We start from the raw sequence: 17254 nt of genomic DNA, 5'->3' as shown, positions 1-17254 counted from the left end.
AGGGTTGACGTCACATCAGCCAGAACGGAACCAGCCGCGGCGGCGGTTCCGGCCGGGCGCCGGGCTCCGTTCAAATGTCCGTCAAGAACATGTCAACAACGGTCCGCACCGGCCCGGGTCCCGGGGTGAGCATGAACCGGCCGAGGTGGTGCCCGTCGCCGTACGCGCGCAGCTGGGTCCGTCCTTGCCCAGCCGGGCCGGCTGTCCCAGCAGGGTGCCGTACTCGAAGCGGCAGCCGGACAGGCCGAGCAGCGCGGTCAGTTCGCCGCGGACGTGGTCGACGACGAGCAGCAGCACGGCCGTCCCGATGCCTGCGCCGGCGCTGATGTCGAAGGTCTCGTAGGGCCGGGTGAAAAAGAAGTCGAACCAGGCCGCCGCCGAGAGCGCCGCCACCACTCCGGCGAGGCGGCTGCCCGGCGCGGCCACCACGACGACCACCACGACGAGGATCAGCGCCGCATTGGTGTGGGAAAGGTGGGTCCGGAGGGGGACGAGGAGCAGGGAGACCGGGAAGGGGGCGACGAGACCTGCAGCGAGGGCCGCCCGGTCCCGCGTCGGCAGGGCCACGACGGGCCGCCGTACGACGCTCGCTCCGAGGCCGGCGTGCGTGCTGCTCATGGGGCACCTCCTACGCGCTGCGGCGTCCGGAAGGGTCGGGCCCGATCGGCCAGGGGCAGCGAGACGACCATGGTCAGTCCGCCGCCCGGGGTGTCCTCGGGGGTCAGGGTGCCGTCCATCGCCTCGGTGAGCCCCCGGGCGAGGGCGAGTCCGAGGCCGAGGCCGGTGGTGTTGTCGGTGTCGCCGAGCCGCTGGAAGGGCTCGAAGAGGCGGTCGCGGCCGTCGGCCGGCAGGCCGGGGCCCCGGTCGATGATCCGGAGTTCGGCCCGCCCCGCCAGCGCGCTCGCCGTCACCAGCACCCGCTTGCCGGGCGGGCTGTAGCGGGCCGCGTTGCCGACCAGGTTGGCGATCACGCGCTCCAGCAACGGCGGGTCGGCGAGCAGTGGGGGCATGTTCTCCAGCTGGCCGTGCACCTCGACCGCCGGAGTGTCCGCCAGAGCCGTCGGGAGCACCTCCTCCAGGGCCGTGGCCCGCAGGTTGAGGGTGAGGACACCGGCCTCCAGGCGGCTGAGGTCGAGGAGGTTGTCGACGAGGCGGCTGAGCCGGGCCATGGACTCCTCCGCGGTGGCGAGGAGTTCGTCGCGGTCCTCCGGGGTGAACTCCACCTCCCGGCTGCGCAGCGAGGTGACCGCCGCCCAGCCGGCCGCGAGCGGGGTGCGCAGGTCGTGGCCGACGGCCCGCAGCAGCGCGGTGCGCATCCGGTCGGCGGCGCGTACGGGTTCGACCTCGGCTGCGACCTGGGCGAGCCGGGCCCGTTCGACCGCCGAACCGACGTGCGCGGCGAACGCGGCGAGGACCCGTCGCTCGGAGGAGGAGGGCGTACGGCCGCGCAGCACCAGGTAGTTGCCGGTGCCCGCGGGCACGGCGGTGGCGTCGGCGCCGTCCGGCGGTTCGTCGACGAGTTCGGCGGAGTCCATGCCGAAGGTCTCGCGGGTGCGTTCCAGCAGCGCCGGGATGGTCTGGCCGCCGCGCACGATGCTGCCGGCCAGCGACGACATGGTCTCCGCCTCGGCGGTGGCCCGCGCCGCGCGTCTCGACAGCCGCAGCGAGCGGTCGACGACCGCGGCGACGACGGCCGCCACGACCGCGAAGACCCCGAGCGCGAGCAGGGCGTTGGGATCGTCGAGGGTGAACTGGCCGATGGGCGGTATGAACCAGTAGTTGAGCAGCAGGGACGCGGTGACGGAGGCGATCACCGCGGAGGTCACCCCGCCTATGCAGGCCACGCCGACCACCGCGAGCAGGAACAGCAGGGCCTCGCTGGTCAGGTTGACGGTGCCGCGCACCTGGGCGAGGGCGACGGTGAGCAGGACCGGGAGCACCAGCCCCGCGACCGGTCCGGCGATCAGGCGGCGGGTGGAGAGGGTGCGGCGGCGGGAGGGCAGCAGGGTGCCGCGGCCGGCGCGTTCGTGGGTGACCCGGTGGACGTCGATGTCGCCGGAGAGGGCGGTGACGGTCTCGCCCGTCCCCGGTCCGGTGAGGAAACGTTCCAGGCGGCCCCGGCGGCTGGTGCCGAGGACGAGCTGGGTGGCGTTCTCGGCGCGCGCGAACTCGACCAGCGCGGTGGCCACGTCGTCGCCGACGACGGAGTGGTAGCTGCCGCCGAGATCCTCGACCAGCCTGCGCTGCCGGGCCAGCGAGGCGTGCGAGACGCCCGCGGCCAGGCCGTCGCTGCGGGCCACGTGCACGGCGAGCAGGTCGCCGCCCGCGGACCGGTCGGCGATGCGGGCGGCCCGTCGTACCAGCGTGTCGCCCTCCGGGCCGCCGGTCAGGGCGACCACCACCCGCTCCCGGGTCTCCCACACCCCGCCGATGGCGTGCTCGGCGCGGTACGACTGGAGCGCCTCGTCGACCCGGTCGGCGACCCAGAGCAGGGCCAGCTGGCGCAGGGCGGTGAGGTTGCCGGGGCGGAAGTAGTTGGCGAGGGCCGCGTCGATCTTCTCGGGGGCGTAGATGTTGCCGTGCGCCATCCGGCGGCGCAGGCCCTCGGGCGGGATGTCCACGACCTCGATCTGCTCCGCCCTGCGGACCACCTCGTCGGGGACCGTCTCGTGCTGCGGCACCCCGGTGATCTTCTCGACGACGTCCTTGAGTGATTCGAGGTGCTGGATGTTGACGGCGGTGATCACGTCGATGCCTGCCGCGAGCAGGGCCTCGATGTCCTGCCAGCGCTTGGGGTGCCGGCCTCCGCCCGGGACGTTGGTGTGGGCGAACTCGTCGACGATCGCCACCTTCGGGCGGCGCGCCAGCACGGCCGCGACGTCCATCTCCTCGAACTGACCGCCCCGGTAGGCGCAGCGCAGCCGCGCCACGACCTCCAGGCCGTCGATCATGGACTCGGTGAGGGGGCGCCCGTGGCACTCCGCATACCCCACCACCACGTCCGCGCCCCGGGACGCGCGGCGCCGTGCCTCGTCGAGCATGCGGTAGGTCTTGCCGACCCCGGGGGCGGCCCCGAGGTAGACCTTCAGTCGTCCGCGCGGTACGTCGTTCATCACCTCAAAGAGAAGCGCGCCGCAAGGTCCCGGGTCCGTCCTCTTGACGCGTCTCTGGCGCCGCTGACGAGGACGTTGACACTGTCTTGACGGCCCTCGGCCCGATAGGGTGAAGGCGGTGTGCCGGGAAGTCTGGTCGGCCGGGAGTCACAGTGGCTCCTGACAAGGCCCCAGGGGGACGGCATGCGCGGCGTGGGTACGGTTCTCGCACTCGTGGTACTGGCCACGGTGGTGGCGACCTTCGCCCGCCGATGGCGGATTCCCGCCCCCTCCCTCCTCGTGGTCGCGGGCCTCGCCGTGGCCCTGCTGCCGGGCACCCCGACGATCCGGGTCAGCCCGGAGGTCATCGGACTGGTCGTCCTCCCGCCGCTCCTCTACGCCAGCGCGGAAGAGCTCTCCTGGCGCGAGCTGCGCGCGGTGTGGAAACCGGTCAGCGTGCTCGCGGTCGGCCTGGTGCTGGCCTCGGCGGCGGCCGTGGGTGCCGTCGCCTCCATGGTCACCCCGCTGTCCTGGCAGATGGCGCTGGTCCTCGGCGCGATCCTGGCCAGCACCGACCCGGTCGCGGTGACCGCGCTCGGCCGCCGACTGGCCCTGCCGCCGAAGGTGCAGATGCTGGTCCAGGCGGAGAGCCTCTTCAACGACGCGACCTCGCTGGTCCTCTACCGGGTCGCGGTGAGCGTCGCGGTGGCCTCGGCGGCGGCGAACTGGGGGGCGGCGGGCGGTGAGTTCCTGCTGCTGGCGGGCGGCGGCACGCTGATCGGCGCGCTGGTCGCCGCCGTCGTCACGGTGATCAGGCGGCGCACCGAGGACCCGGTCCTGGAGACGGTGATCTCCCTGGTCACACCGTACGCGGCGTATGTCCTCGCGGAGGCCGCCCATACCTCGGGGGTCACCTCGGTGGTCGTGGCGGGCGTGGTCCTGGGCGGCCGCGGCGACCGGCTCACCAACGCCCGCATAAGGCTCCAGCTGCACGCCGTCTACGGCACGGTGGTCTTCCTGCTGGAGAGCGTGGTCTTCAGCCTGATAGGGCTCGCGCTGCCCGCCCAGGTACGCGCGCTGTCCGACGGTGACAAGGCCTGGCCGCTCTACGCGCTGGCGGTGGCCGGCACGCTCATCGCGGTGCGGCTGCTGTGGCTGGCGCCGCTGTCGGCGGTGGTGCAGCGCAAGGGCGGCATACAGCGGCCGAACTGGCGGCTCCCCGTGGTGCTGACCTGGGCCGGCACCCGGGGCGTGGTGCCACTCGCGGCCGCGCTGTCGATCCCGGTGGTGGCGAAGGACGGCTCGACGCTCACCGAACGCCCGCTGGTGCTCGTCCTCACCACGTCGGTCGTGGTCGTCACCCTGGTCGTGCAGGGCTTCACCCTGGCCTCAGTGGTGCGCCGCTCCGGGATCGCCCTGGAGCCCGACCACACCGAACGCGAGGAGGCCGCCGCCCGCTGCCGGCTGGCCGACGCGGGCATCCGGCGCCTGGAGGAGCTGTCCGAGCTGGAGGCCGTACCGGACGTGGTCCTCGACCGGCTCCGGCGCGGGCTCAACGCCCGCCTCGACGACGCCCGCGACCGCCTGTCCGACCGCACCGTCGAGTCGGCCGACCTGGTCTACCGGCAGCTGCGGCGCGACCTGATAGCGGTGGAGGCGGCGGAGCTGCGGCGGCTGTACGACGAGCACACGATCAGCGACACGACCCGAAGACGGCTCCAGCGGTCGCTGGACCTCGAGGAGGCCCGGCTGGCCGACGCGTAGCGGTCCGCGGGCAGGGGCCGGGCCCTCGGCCGCGGCTGGGTGACGGCCGGTCAGCGGAACTCCGCCAGCCGGGGCCGGAGCCCCAGCCCGGTCAGCGCCACCGCGAGCACCAACAACCCGCACGTCCAGGGCAGTCGGCCGGTCAGCTCGCCCCGTCCCGCACCCACCGACTCGTCGAAGTGGGCCCGGTTGATGTCGGTCACCTCGTCCAACGCGGTCATCCACGCGCCGAAGTGGGCGTTGGACGTGCCCGCCTCCCAGCCCATGCAGAACTCCACCGCCTGCTGCTCCTTGCCGGCGGCGAGCAGCGCGCGGATCCTCCGGTCGTCGCGCTCGTAGACGGCGTACGCGTCGACCGTCCGCTCGGCCGCGGCCCGCTCCCCGGGGAAGGTGATGTTGTCCAGCTCGCGCCGGAACTCGCCGGTGAAGCGCAGGTCGGTGGAGTCGGCGCGGTAGTCGTTCCAGGTGGACGCGAGCCGGGCGTCGTACGTCGACAGCGTGGCGCCCCGGATGCCGTACAGCTGCTGGGACTTGGCGAGGAAGGAGTCGGCGTACCGGGTGCGGCGCTGCGGGTCGAGGAGGTAGCGGCTCTCGTCGGCGTTGGCGTCGTAGGCGATCGCGCGGGCCCGGGAGAGGGCGACGACGGAGTCGAAGGCGTCGTGCCGGGCCACCTTCAGGTGCGCGGCGGAGGCCGAGAGGAGCTGGGTGCCGAGGACGACGGCGGCCAGGGTGCACACGGTGGCGGCGAGGGCGGCGGGGTTGAGGTTGCGGCGGAAGCGGCGGGCCAGGTACCACTGCAGGACGCCGAGGACGGCCAGGAGCAGCAGACCGAGGACGAGAACCGCGACGAGCTGGCCGAAGAGCGCCGAACGGGCCGCCGCGTAGTGGGAACCGAAGGCCGCGTCGTTGGCGGAGACCAGCTTGCGCGCGTCCGGCAGAAGGCTGTTGCGCAGCAGGTCGGTGGCGTCACGGTAGTCGGTGATCGCGTCCGGCCTGCCGCCCGCCCGGCGGTCGTTCTCCAGGGCCCGGCCGACGAGTTCCTGGTACTCGGCGAAGTCGTCGGTGAGCGACTCGACGGTCTTCTCGTCGGCCCGGTCCCCCTGGGCGGCGGCGGAGAGGGTGCGCAGGTCGTGGCCGATCTCGCGGCGGGCGTCGCCGTACATGCCGACGGCCTTGGCGTGCGGGGTCTCCAGTGCGCCCTTTCCGCCGTCCCCGCCGGACAGCAGGATGTTGGCGACCTGGGCGTCCATGTCGTTGAGGGCCAGGTCGAGGCCGGCCGCGCTGGTGGTGCGGGGCGCGTCGCGGTCGGCCACGTCGTCCCAGGTGCCGTGGGCAACAAGGCCTGCGACGAGCAGCAGCACCCCGAGGGCGACGGCGAGCAGGACCGTGGCCGCGCGCAGAAGGCGCAGCCGGGCCGGGACGGTCGCCCGGAGACGGCGGCGCAGAGCGGCCCGCGCGGCCACGATCCGCTTCCCCGGGCGCCTGGCCGGCCCCGGGGTCGATACGGGCGGCGGGACGACCGTGGCTTGCCGTGGCTTTTCGACAGCCTCCGCCGGAGGTCTGTTCGCTGTGCCGGCCGTGATGGTCACGGTCCCCTCCCAGGTACCCGCCACGGACGGTCGCCCGTCCCCCGTGCCGCTCAGTCTGCGACCGGATCCGGCCATGACCGGTCGGCCTTGATGGGCTCCTGACGCGCCTTCAGGCGGGTTTGACGGGACCTTGACGGCCGGCTCGCGACGCCCGTACGGGATCCGCAAATTCCGTGCTGAGCAGGCAGGTTCGGCACGCGACGGCGGATGGGTTCTCAGTCGGCCGCCCGAGGAGGCCACGGGCGTCAGCGGCCTCACGGCCCCGGATTCCGTGACCCACGGGGCGCCGGCCCTCGCCCTCTCGCCAAGGGACCTGACCCGGTCCGGCGCCCCCCCTTCTTCGCCTTCATCCCGCACGCCCGCCGCCCCGCCCGGGGCCGTGGCGCGTGCCCGCAACCCCGGATGGGACCATGCCCGACTCCACCCTTTCCTCCCGTACCGTCCTGATCACCGGCGCCACCTCCGGCATCGGCCTGGAGACCGCCCGGCAGCTCGCCGAGCAAGAAGAAGGCCAACCACGGCAACAAGGCCAGGCAGGGACGGGGCGGCTCCGCCCCGTCGCACCTCCAGCGCACGGGCCGCCGCCTGCCCTCCCGGATCCGCGCGGCCCTCCGGCCGGTCCCCCGAGTACGTGCACCACGGGGTGGCCGGTCCGGTCGTACCCGAACCGCCGAACGCGTGCGAGAGCACGGGCAGGACCTGGTGCGGGATGCCGTAGGGGATAACGCTCGGTGTCCGGCGCCCGGCATCCGCCCGGCGTCCCCCGTACAGCCGAACGCCCGCCCTCGGCCTCCGAGCCGCCCTTTCTTGATGCTCCGGCACCTCCTGTCAGGCGATTCTTAACGCAAGCTTGACGCCCAGGGCTCGCCGATCCGTGGGCCCACGCGTCACTCTCTGCATACGCTGGTGCCGCCGTCCGCGTGATGGCCGGAATCGAACTGCGCCGCACACCCCGCGCCGGACACCAGGAGCCCACCCCATGGCCACGACCGAACATCCCCCTCCCAGTCGCCTGCGCGCCTGGATGCTGGAGGGGCTGTCCGACATGGGCAAGGGCGCCGGACACGGCGGCCAGCAGGCGCAGCCCGAGGCCGCGCACAAGGGCCAGCGGTGGTGGCGGGTGATGTGCCTGACCGGTGTCGACTACTTCTCGACCCTCGGCTACCAGCCCGGTATCGCCGCCCTGGCGGCCGGCCTGCTGTCGCCGATCGCGACCATCGTCCTCGTCATAGTCACCCTGGCCGGCGCCCTGCCGGTCTACCGGCGCGTCGCCGAGGAGAGCCCGCACGGCGAGGGCTCCATCGCCATGCTGGAGCGGCTGCTCTCCTTCTGGCAGGGCAAGTTGTTCGTGCTGACCCTGCTCGGCTTCGCCGCCACCGACTTCCTCATCACCATCACCCTGTCGGCCGCGGACGCCTCCACCCACCTGGTGGAGAACCCGCACCTCACCGACTTCCTGCAGGGCAAGCAGCTGGTGATCACGCTGTTCCTGGTGGCCCTGCTCGGCGCGGTCTTCCTCAAGGGCTTCCTGGAGGCGATCGGTGTCGCGGTCGTCCTGGTCGGCATCTACCTCGCGCTCAACGTCGTGGTCGTGATCGTCGGCTTCTACCACGTCCTCACCGCCGAGCACGTCGTCACCGACTGGACGAGCGCCCTGACCGCGGAACACGGCAACGTCTTCGTCATGATCGGCGTGGCCCTGATCGTCTTCCCGAAGCTCGCCCTGGGCCTGTCCGGCTTCGAGACCGGTGTCGCGGTCATGCCCCACGTCGAGGGCGACCCGGGCGACACCGAGGAACGGCCCACCGGCCGGATCCGGGACACCAAGAAGTTGTTGACCGCCGCGGCGGTCATCATGAGCGTCTTCCTGATCGCGACCAGCTTCATCACCACGCTGCTCATCCCCGAGCAGGCGTTCAAGTCGGGCGGCGACGCCAACGGCCGTGCACTCGCCTACCTGGCGCACGAGTACCTCGGCAACGCCTTCGGCACGGTGTACGACGTCTCGACCATCTGCATCCTGTGGTTCGCCGGCGCCTCCGCGATGGCCGGCCTGCTCAACCTGATGCCGCGCTACCTGCCCCGCTACGGCATGGCCCCGCACTGGGCCCGTGCCGTGCGCCCGATGGTCATCGTCTTCACCCTGATCGCCTTCCTGGTGACCTGGATCTTCGACGCCGACGTCGACGCGCAGGGCGGTGCCTACGCCACCGGTGTGCTGGTGCTGATCAGCTCCGCGGCGATCGCGGTGACCATCGCCGCCCGCAAGGCCGGCCAGCGCAAGTGGACGATCGGGTTCGGGGTGATCTCGGCGGTGTTCCTCTACACGACCGTCGTGAACGTCATCGAGCGCCCCGACGGTGTGAAGATCGGTGCCTGCTTCATCGTCGGCATCATCCTCGTGTCGCTGCTCTCCCGCCTCGCCCGCGCCTTCGAGCTGCGCGTGACCAGCGTGACCCTCGACGACATGGCGGAACGGTTCATCCGCGACATGGCCAGCCGCAAGATGCGGTTCATCGCCAACGAGCCGGACCGCCGCGACAAGGCCGAGTACCGCGAGAAGATCGAGCAGATCCGGGCCGACAACGACATGCCCGAGCAGGAGGACTTCGTCTTCGTCGAGGTCACGGTCACCGACCCCTCCGAGTTCGAGGCGGGCCTGGCCGTCCGCGGCGAGGTCCTGCACAACCGCTACCGCGTGCTGACCCTGGAGTCGGCCTCCATCCCCAACGCCCTGGCCGCACTGCTGCTGCACGTCCGGGACGAGACCGGCGCCATCCCGCACATCTACTTCGAGTGGACCGAGGGCAGCCCGTTCGCCAACTTCCTGCGCTTCTTCCTCTTCGGCCAGGGCGAGGTCGCCCCGGTCACCCGCGAGGTGCTGCGCGAGGCGGAGCCGGACCGCGCCCGGCGGCCGCGCGTCCACACCGGCTGAGCACTCGCCCGGGGCGCGTCCTCGTCGTAAGAATCCCGTCAAGAACCGGTCGGTACGCATAAGAAGCCCGTCAGCGCCCGGTCCCACGCTTCCACCGGCCCCTACCGTCGGCCTCATGGAGGACAGAAGACACAGCGGCCGGGCGGCGGGCGACCGCACCTGGCGCGGCAGCGCACGTCTGGCCGTCGGCTGCGCCCTCGGCTTCGGCGGGCTGACGATCCTGGTGGACTGGGACGCCGGCACCCTCACCCCGGCCCGCGCCCTGCTCTGGGTCACCCTGTCGGCCGCGATCCTCACCATGCTGCTGCCGGCCCGCGTCACGGCGGGCCCCGGCTGGCTGGCCGTCCGCGGCCCGCTCCGCCGCCGTACCGTCCGCACCGACTCGCTCGTCTACGTCGGCCAGTACGGGGACGTCGCGGCGCATCTCGTCCTGCGCGACACGCACGGCAGCCGCCTGGAACTCGACCCGGGCGTGCTGCACGCCAACCCCCTGCTCTGGCACGAGCTGGACACCGGCGTCCGCCGCTCCGTGGAGCGCGGCACCCTGCGCCGGGGCGCCGACGTGCTGGCGCAGCTCGGCCACGAGATCGACGACACGAACGCACGCGCGGTCCTCGACGCGTCCGGCCTCACCTGACCGCCGCCCCACGTCCTCCTCCCCCGCCACCCGGCCCTATCGTGAGCGCATGCCTTCCTACACGATCGGCCAGGCGGCACGGCTGCTCGGCGTCAGCCCGGACACCGCCCGCCGCTGGGCCGACGCGGGCCGGATGGCCACCCATCGTGACGAGGGCGGCCGACGGCTCATCGACGGCGCGGACCTCGCCTCGTTCTCCGTCGAACTGGCCAAGGCCGGCTCCGGCGAGGAGGACGCGTCCTACACCTCGGTCCGCAACGCCTTCCCCGGCATCGTCACCGCGATCAAGCTCGGCGACGTCGCCGCCCAGGTCGAGATCCAGGCCGGCCCGCACCGGCTGGTCTCCCTCCTGACCCGGGAGGCGGTCGAGGAACTCGGCCTGGAGGTCGGCATGGAGGCCACCGCCCGGGTGAAGTCGACGAACGTCCACATCGACCGCGTCTGACCGACCATCCGGCGAGCTGACCATCCGGCGAACCGACCACCCGACCGCCTGGTCAGCCGACCATCCGGTCAGCCGGTCAGCAGCTCTACCGCCGATCGGACAACCGCTCGTCCGACAAGCCGCTCATCTGCACAGCAGCGCGGCCCACAGGTCCAGCCGGTCGCTCAGCCGGGACAGGTCCCGGCCGGTGAAGTGCTCCACCCGCTGCATCCGGTAGTGCACGGTGTTGACGTGCAGATGCAGCGCCTCGGCCGTGCGCGCCCAGGAGCCGTCGCAGGCCAGGAAGGTCTCCAGGGTGCTCAACAGCACGGCGGAGGCAGCCCGTTCTCCGTCGAGGAGCGAGCCGAGGACGGCATGGCGGTAGGCCGCGCGGACCTCGGCCGGCACCCCGGTGAGGAGCGCTTCGAGGCTGGTGAGCGTGGCGGTGTCGGTGAGGACCGAGGTGTCCGGGGCGGTGGCGCGGGCCGAGGTGAGTGCGTAGCGTGCCTGCGCCAGCGCCCCCGCCAGCTCGCCCGGCCCCGCCGCCACCGCCCCGGTCCCGCCGTGCAGCGGGACACCCGGTTCGCAGCCTGCGACCAGCTCCCAGACCTCGCCGATGCTCTGCGCGGGCAGCACGGCGAACGCGGTCCCGTCCGGCAGCCGCCCCACCGCCGCCCGCGCCGCGACATGCCCGGCGACCTCCGCCAGCGCGCCCTCGGCGAGCCCCGGCCGCCGTGCCCCGGTGTCGGCGACCACCACCCGGTAGGGCCCGTCGACGGGCAGCCCGCACTCCCCCACCATGTCCCGCAGGACCCCCTCCGCCGCCCCGGCCCCCGCCCCGGCCAGCAGCGCGCCCAGTTCGTCGGCCGCCTGCCGCTCGGCCGACCGGCGCCGGACCGCCGTCTCCTGGCAGCGGCCCAGCGCGGCGGCGACCTCGTGCAGCATCCCGGCCGGCGCGCTGTCCGGCTCGGGCAGGTACAGCAGCCAGCGCTCGTAGGGCGAGACGCTGTCGGCGGCGACGGACACCGTCATCCCGCGCCCGTCCGCGACCAGCGCGGCGGCCTCCCGCGCGGGCACACCGGGTGCGGCGGCCGTGGCCGCGACGGTCCGCCCCGACGGCGTGAAGACGTACGCGGCGGTCCGGTCCAGATGCGCGAAGGCCGCCGCGAGGACGTCCGCGGGCCCGGCCTCCTGCGCGAGCAGCCTGCTCAGCCGGACCCGCGCGGTCTCCGGCAGCGCCTGCCTGCGGCTCAGCTCACCCCACTGCCGCAGGTACACGGTGTCCGTGATCGCCCGGAACATGATGTGCGCCGGCACCCCGGCGACCGGGACACCGTGCCGTACGCACGCCTCCACCAGTTCCTCGGGCACGCCCCCGTGGGTCTCCTCCCCCGCGAACAGCGCCGCGGCCCCGGCCTGCTCGAGGGCCGACACGAACCGCTCCGACTTGCCCGGCGCCCACCACACCAGCCCGCTGAGCACCACCTCCCCCGGCCGCACGAAGCGGGCCGGGTCCTCCAGGTCCGTGACCGTCACCCCGCTGATCTCCCGGGCCAGCAGGGCGGCGTCCTGCGTCCCCAGCGGACGCAGCCCGAGGGAGACGTCCGTGAGGAGGTGTTCGACGTGCATGTGCTCAGACTCCTTGCGACGACCTCGCATTCACCAGGTGAGTGCGAGTTACAGCATCGTAAATGCAAGTGTTTCCGCACGGAACGTCTCTTGGTGAATCATCCAGGACCGGCCCCTCCCGGCTCGCCTTTTCCGTGCCCCGCACCAGTCGTGCGAGTCCCTCGCGCGTTGCTTCACTGACCGGCATGGACCTGAACACGGTGGCGGAGATCCTCGACGCCCGGAACCCGGCCCCCTGGCGCCCCGGCGACGCCTGGCTCGGCGGCGGGACGTACCTCTTCTCCGAGCCCCAGCCGCACCTGCGCCGCCTGGTCGACCTGAGCCGCACCGGCTGGACGCCCGTGCACCACGCCCCGGACGGTTCCCTGGAGATCGCCGCCACCTGCACCGTCGCCCAGCTGTCCCGCTACGCGCGGACCTTGCCGGCGGCCGCCGCCCCGCTCTTCGAGCAGTGCTGCCGGGCCTTCCTCGCCTCCTTCAAGATCTGGAACATGGCCACGGTCGGCGGCAACCTCTGCAACGCCCTCCCGGCCGGCCCGATGATCTCCCTCACGGCCGCCCTCGACGGGGAGTGCCTGCTGATCGCCCAGGACGGCGTGCGACGGCGGGTCCCGGTCGCCGGCTTCGTGACCGGCGCGGGCCGCAAGGACCTGGCCGAGGGTGAGCTGCTGCGCTCGGTCACCCTCCCGGCCCGCGCGCTCGCCTCCCTTACCGCGTTCCGCCAGGCATCCCTCTACGGTCTGGGCCGCTCCGGTGTCCTGGTGATCGGCACCCTGGACCCGGTCGACGGCTCCTTCGCCCTGACCATCACCGCGTCGACCGTGCGACCGGTCCGGCTGTGGTTCCCGCTGCCGCCGACGGCCGAGGCCCTGCGGACGGCGATCGGCGGGGCCGTCGCCGACGACGAGTGGTTCGACGACATCCACGGCCTGCCCGAGTGGCGCCGGCACATGACGTTCCGGTACGCGGAGGAGATCCGACGGGAACTTCGTGAACCGGGGGAGCGATGAGGATCGAGGTCAACGGGCAGTGCCACGACGACGAGCCGCGCGCCGGCCAGTGTCTGCGCACCTACCTCCGCGAGCGCGGCTGGTTCGGGGTGAAGAAGGGCTGCGACGCGGGCGACTGCGGGGCCTGCACGGTGCACGTCGACGGCGAACCGGTGCACAGCTGCCTCTACCCGGCCTTCCGCGCCGACGGCCGCACGGTCACCACCGTCGAGGGCCTGGCCGCCCCCGACGGCGAACTCCACCCCGTACAGCGGAAGTTCCTGGCCGCCCAGGGCTTCCAGTGCGGCTTCTGCACGGCGGGCTTCCTGATGACCACGGCGGCCCTGACCGACGACCAACTCACCGATCTCCCCCGGGCGTTCAAGGGCAACCTGTGCCGCTGCACCGGCTACCGGGCCATCGAGGACGCCGTACGCGGGGTCAGGCACGTCGAGGAGCCGTCCGCCGGCGAGTCCGTCGGCCGCAACCTGCCCGCGCCCGCCGGACCCCAGGTCGTCACCGGCACCGCCCGCTACACCTTCGACGTCGACGTGCCCGGCCTGCTCCACATGAAACTGCTGCGCTCCCCGCACGCCCACGCCCGCATCACCTCGATCGACACCTCGGCCGCCCTGCGCGTGCCCGGCGTGCACGCGGTGTTCACGCATCACGACGCCCCCGAACGCCACTACTCCACCGCCCGCCACGAGCACCCCGAGGAGGACCCCGCCGACACCCGCCTCCTCGACGACACCGTCCGCTACATCGGCCAGCGGGTCGCGGCGGTGGTCGCGGACAGCGAGGCGGCGGCGGAGGAGGGCTGCCGGCGGATCACAGTGGTATATGACATCGCACCCGCGGTCCTGGACCCGGAGGAGGCGATGCGCCCCGGCGCCCCCGTCGTCCACGACAAGGACCCCTCGGCCGCCCGCATCTCCCGCCCGCACGCCAACGTCGTCGGCGAGGCGCACGGCGAGATCGGCGACGTCGAGGCCGGTTTCGCCGAGGCCGACGCCGTCTACGAGGAGACGTTCCGCACCCAACGCGTGCAGCACGCCAGCCTGGAGACGCACGGCGCGATCGCCTGGCTGGACGAGGACGGCCGGCTCACCGTCCGCACCAGCTCGCAGACCCCGTTCCTCACTCGCCGCGCCCTGTGCGCGCTCTACGACCTGCCGCCTGAGCAGGTCCGGGTGGTCGCGGGCCGGGTCGGCGGCGGTTTCGGCGGCAAGCAGGAGATGCTCGTCGAGGACATCGTGGCCCTCGCCGTGCTGCGGCTGCGCCGCCCGGTCAAGCTGGAGTACACCCGCGCCGAGCAGTTCCACGGCGCCACCACCCGGCACCCCTTCACCGTCCACGTGAAGGTGGGCGCCCGCCGGGACGGCACCCTGACCGCGCTCCGGCTCCGGGTGGTCTCGAACACCGGGGCCTACGGCAACCACGGCCCCGCCGTGATGTTCCACAGCGTGGGCGAGTCGACGGCGATGTACCGGGCCGCGCACAAGAAGGTCGACGCCTACTCCGTCTACACCCACACCGTCCCGGCGGGCGCCTTCCGCGGCTACGGCCTGGGCCAGGTGCTGTTCGCGGTCGAGTCCGCCCTGGACGAACTGGCCCGCAGGCTCGGCCTCGACCCCGTCGACCTCAAGGCCCGCAACATCATCGGCCCGGGCGATTCGATGCTCACCCCCGGCGGCCACGAGGAGGACCTGCACATCGCGAGCTACGGCTTCGACCAGTGTGTCTCCATCGTCCGCCGCGCCCAGGCGGAACCCTGCGACCCGGCCCCCGACGGCTGGCTGGTCGGCGAGGGCTCGGCACTGGCGATGATCGCGACGGGTCCGCCGGGCGGTCACATCGCCGACGCCCGGGCCGCCCTGCTCCCCGACGGCGGCTTCGATCTGGCGGTCGGTACGGCCGAGTTCGGCAACGGCACCACGACCGTCCACCGGCAGATCGCGGCCGGTGAACTCGCCACCACCGTCGACCGGATCACCGTCCGCCAGTCCGACACGGACGTCGTACGGCACGACACCGGCGCCTTCGCCTCCACCGGCACCGTGGTCGCGGGCAAGGCCACCCTGCGCGCCGCCCGCGCCCTCGCCGACCTGCTCCTCGACTTCGCCGCGGCCCACCTGCGCGTGCAACGCGCCGACTGCCAGCTGTCCGAGGAGGCTGTCCTGCACCCCGGCGGGCGGCTGCCGCTCAAGGAGCTGTACGCGGCCGCCCGCGCGGTCGGCATCGAGTGCGCCGCCGACGGCCACTTCGGCGGCACCCCGCGCTCGGTCGCCTTCAACTCCCAGTGGTTCAGGGTGGCCGTGGACCCCGGCACCGGGGAGATCCGCATCCTGCGCAGCGTGCACGCCGCCGACGCGGGCAAGGTGATGAACCCCATGCAGTGCCGCGGCCAGGTGGAGGGCGGGGTGGCCCAGGCGCTCGGCGCGACCCTCTTCGAGAACGTACGGCTGGACGCGCGCGGCGAGGTCGAGACGGCCGCCTTCCGCCGCTACCGGCTGCCCCAGTACGCCGACATCCCGCGCACCGAGGTGCACTTCATGGAGACCACCGACGCCATCGGGCCGCTGGGCGCCAAGTCGATGAGCGAGAGCCCGTTCAACCCGGTCGCCCCGGCGCTGGCCAACGCGCTGCGGGACGCGACGGGCGTGCGGTTCACGGAGCTGCCGCTGACGCGTGACCGGGTGTGGCGGGCACTGGATGCCGGCCGCCGTACGTCCCGTCCACCCGAATCTCCCTGATGCCGCTGATGTGCCGGGCCCCGCAACGGTCCTGGGGAAGCACCAGTTGCGGACCCGCCAGGTCCAGCGAGGTGTCGTCGATGCTGACACCGAGCAGAACCGGAGCATGGCCGAAGTCGGGGTCGATCTCCGCCCAGGAGAGCAGGGTGTGGTGCCCGTCGGCGCCGGAGACCGCGATGAGGAACCGCAGCCGGTCCTTGCGCCGGCCGGGGTCGAATCCGGGTCCGGCGTCGGTGAGGACGTCGTACAGCCGTGGGCCGGTGAAGCGGTGGTGCTGGATGCCGCTGGTGGCGCACTCGAAGCTGACCTGGACCCGGTGCTGGGGCCAGCGCAGCAGGTCGGGCACGGTCAGCCGGGTCGGGTGTGCGAGGTCTCCGGTGAGGACGAGTTCGGCGAGCGTCATGCGGCCACCTCCCGGATGACGGTACCCGCGGGGCCTCACCGTACAAACGCACATGCCAGATACAAGTCGTAAGTATGCAGCTCATGCGATGTGACAGAAGACTTACGCCTGGCAAATGCGGCAGTATCATCGCCAGGCGGCTGATACACAGGTCGTAGCAGGGCGCGACAGTTTTCTCATAGAAACCAGAGGAGTTCACTCGTGATGACCCGTTCCGTGCGCCGGACCCGGCGGACGCTCCAGGTGGCCGGTGCCTCGGTCGCGGCCCTGCTGGCCCTGAGCGCCTGTTCCTCCTCCGACGACGACTCGTCGGCGACGACGAAGTCGGACACGTCGTCGGCGGCGACGCCCAAGCTGTCGGGCTCGATCACCGTGTTCGCGGCGGCCTCGCTGCAGGAGAGCTTCACGACCCTGAAGGCCGACTTCGAGAAGGCCCACCCCGGCACCACCGTCAACTTCAGCTTCGGCGGCAGCGACACCCTGGCCGCGCAGATCACCAGCGGTGCGCCGGCCGACGTGTTCGCCGCCGCGAGCCCCAAGACCATGGCGATCGTGACGGACAAGAAGGACACCGCCACCACCCCGGCGACCTTCGTCCGCAACCAGCTGGAGATCGCCACCCTGCCGGGCAACCCCGACAAGATCTCCTCCCTGAAGGACCTCACCAAGTCCTCGCTCAAGGTCGTCCTCTGTGACAAGACGGTGCCGTGCGGCGCCGCCGCGCAGAAGGCCCTGGACGCCAGCAAGCTCAAGCTCACCCCGGTCTCCTACGAGGAGGACGTGAAGTCCGCCCTCAACAAGGTGGTCCTGAAGGAGGCCGACGCCGCGGTCGTCTACAAGACCGACGTGAAGGCCGCCGGCAGCAAGGTGGAGGGCGTGGAGTTCCCCGAGTCCTCGAACGCGATCAACGACTACCCGATCGCCCTCCTCAAGAACGCCCCGAACCCCACGGTGGCCAAGGCGTTCATCGCCCTGGTGCAGTCCGCCGAGGGCCAGCAGGTCCTGAACGAGGCCGGGTTCCTCAAGCCGTGACGAA

The 17254-nt window shown here is 72.6% G+C and carries 12 protein-coding genes; 7 read left to right on the top strand and 5 right to left on the bottom strand.

Annotated elements, in window-relative coordinates:
• Positions 1-81 precede the first annotated feature (81 nt).
• Positions 82-618, bottom strand: coding sequence for a DUF4118 domain-containing protein (locus ACFWPQ_RS24390; RefSeq protein WP_384038468.1), 537 nt, complete (start codon positions 616-618; stop codon positions 82-84).
• Positions 615-3113 carry an ATP-binding protein gene (locus ACFWPQ_RS24385; protein ID WP_384038465.1) on the bottom strand — a complete coding sequence of 833 codons (2499 nt, stop codon included), beginning with the start codon at positions 3111-3113 and terminating at the stop codon, positions 615-617. Before ACFWPQ_RS24385 ends, ACFWPQ_RS24390 begins: the two co-directional genes overlap by 4 nt.
• Before the next feature lie 183 nt (positions 3114-3296).
• On the opposite strand from ACFWPQ_RS24385, the gene ACFWPQ_RS24380 reads away from it, so the two are divergent.
• Positions 3297-4856 (top strand): Na+/H+ antiporter, encoded by a 1560-nt coding sequence (locus ACFWPQ_RS24380; RefSeq protein WP_384038462.1) that lies wholly within the window; start codon positions 3297-3299, stop codon positions 4854-4856.
• A gap of 50 nt (positions 4857-4906) precedes the next feature.
• Here the strand turns inward: ACFWPQ_RS24380 and ACFWPQ_RS24375 are convergent, their stop codons facing one another.
• The gene (locus tag ACFWPQ_RS24375) at positions 4907-6319 is read right to left on the bottom strand and encodes a hypothetical protein (RefSeq protein WP_384038459.1); all 1413 of its coding nucleotides are present in this window, start codon (positions 6317-6319) and stop codon (positions 4907-4909) included.
• Between the two features lie 1105 nt (positions 6320-7424).
• Between ACFWPQ_RS24375 and ACFWPQ_RS24370 the strand changes: the two genes are divergently transcribed.
• The 3 genes from ACFWPQ_RS24370 (at position 7425) to ACFWPQ_RS24360 (ending at position 10462) form a co-directional block, all read left to right on the top strand.
• Complete coding sequence (locus ACFWPQ_RS24370; RefSeq protein WP_384038457.1) at positions 7425-9380, top strand: APC family permease; 1956 nt, start codon at positions 7425-7427, stop codon at positions 9378-9380.
• A gap of 115 nt (positions 9381-9495) precedes the next feature.
• Positions 9496-10017: a hypothetical protein gene (locus tag ACFWPQ_RS24365; protein ID WP_384038454.1), complete on the top strand. Its 522-nt coding sequence runs from the start codon at positions 9496-9498 to the stop codon at positions 10015-10017.
• A gap of 49 nt (positions 10018-10066) precedes the next feature.
• Positions 10067-10462, top strand: a complete 396-nt coding sequence (locus tag ACFWPQ_RS24360; RefSeq protein WP_361305969.1) for a helix-turn-helix transcriptional regulator — start codon at positions 10067-10069, stop codon at positions 10460-10462.
• 123 nt (positions 10463-10585) lie between these two features.
• On the opposite strand, the gene ACFWPQ_RS24355 is transcribed toward ACFWPQ_RS24360, so the two are convergent.
• Positions 10586-12070: a PucR family transcriptional regulator gene (locus tag ACFWPQ_RS24355; RefSeq protein WP_384038451.1), complete on the bottom strand. Its 1485-nt coding sequence runs from the start codon at positions 12068-12070 to the stop codon at positions 10586-10588.
• A gap of 185 nt (positions 12071-12255) precedes the next feature.
• On the opposite strand from ACFWPQ_RS24355, the gene ACFWPQ_RS24350 reads away from it, so the two are divergent.
• The gene (locus ACFWPQ_RS24350) at positions 12256-13080 is read left to right on the top strand and encodes an FAD binding domain-containing protein (RefSeq protein WP_384038448.1); all 825 of its coding nucleotides are present in this window, start codon (positions 12256-12258) and stop codon (positions 13078-13080) included.
• Positions 13077-15815 carry a molybdopterin-dependent oxidoreductase gene (locus ACFWPQ_RS24345; protein WP_384038446.1) on the top strand — a complete coding sequence of 913 codons (2739 nt, stop codon included), beginning with the start codon at positions 13077-13079 and terminating at the stop codon, positions 15813-15815. The genes ACFWPQ_RS24350 and ACFWPQ_RS24345 overlap by 4 nt, the downstream gene beginning before the upstream one ends.
• Here ACFWPQ_RS24345 and ACFWPQ_RS24340 read toward each other — a convergent pair.
• A complete protein-coding gene (locus tag ACFWPQ_RS24340; protein ID WP_384038444.1) occupies positions 15730-16218 on the bottom strand; it encodes a molybdopterin-dependent oxidoreductase in 489 nt (162 codons plus the stop codon). The genes ACFWPQ_RS24345 and ACFWPQ_RS24340 overlap by 86 nt on opposite strands.
• A gap of 204 nt (positions 16219-16422) precedes the next feature.
• Here ACFWPQ_RS24340 and modA point away from each other — a divergent pair, with 204 nt between their 5' ends.
• Positions 16423-17250: a molybdate ABC transporter substrate-binding protein gene (modA, locus tag ACFWPQ_RS24335; RefSeq protein WP_384038442.1), complete on the top strand. Its 828-nt coding sequence runs from the start codon at positions 16423-16425 to the stop codon at positions 17248-17250.
• Positions 17251-17254 lie beyond the last annotated feature (4 nt).

Source organism: Streptomyces sp. NPDC058464 (assembly GCF_042721035.1).
Lineage (GTDB): Bacteria > Actinomycetota > Actinomycetes > Streptomycetales > Streptomycetaceae > Streptomyces.
This window is presented reverse-complemented; position numbering and strand designations above follow the sequence as displayed.

Coding starts and splice junctions, on each gene's coding strand:
- ACFWPQ_RS24390 (WP_384038468.1), bottom strand. CDS start 618: ATGAGCAGCACGCACGCCGGCCTCGGAGCGAGCGTCGTACGGCGGCCC.
- ACFWPQ_RS24385 (WP_384038465.1), bottom strand. CDS start 3,113: ATGAACGACGTACCGCGCGGACGACTGAAGGTCTACCTCGGGGCCGCC.
- ACFWPQ_RS24380 (WP_384038462.1), top strand. CDS start 3,297: ATGCGCGGCGTGGGTACGGTTCTCGCACTCGTGGTACTGGCCACGGTG.
- ACFWPQ_RS24370 (WP_384038457.1), top strand. CDS start 7,425: ATGGCCACGACCGAACATCCCCCTCCCAGTCGCCTGCGCGCCTGGATG.
- ACFWPQ_RS24365 (WP_384038454.1), top strand. CDS start 9,496: ATGGAGGACAGAAGACACAGCGGCCGGGCGGCGGGCGACCGCACCTGG.
- ACFWPQ_RS24360 (WP_361305969.1), top strand. CDS start 10,067: ATGCCTTCCTACACGATCGGCCAGGCGGCACGGCTGCTCGGCGTCAGC.
- ACFWPQ_RS24355 (WP_384038451.1), bottom strand. CDS start 12,070: ATGCACGTCGAACACCTCCTCACGGACGTCTCCCTCGGGCTGCGTCCG.
- ACFWPQ_RS24350 (WP_384038448.1), top strand. CDS start 12,256: ATGGACCTGAACACGGTGGCGGAGATCCTCGACGCCCGGAACCCGGCC.
- ACFWPQ_RS24345 (WP_384038446.1), top strand. CDS start 13,077: ATGAGGATCGAGGTCAACGGGCAGTGCCACGACGACGAGCCGCGCGCC.
- ACFWPQ_RS24340 (WP_384038444.1), bottom strand. CDS start 16,218: ATGACGCTCGCCGAACTCGTCCTCACCGGAGACCTCGCACACCCGACC.
- modA (WP_384038442.1), top strand. CDS start 16,423: ATGACCCGTTCCGTGCGCCGGACCCGGCGGACGCTCCAGGTGGCCGGT.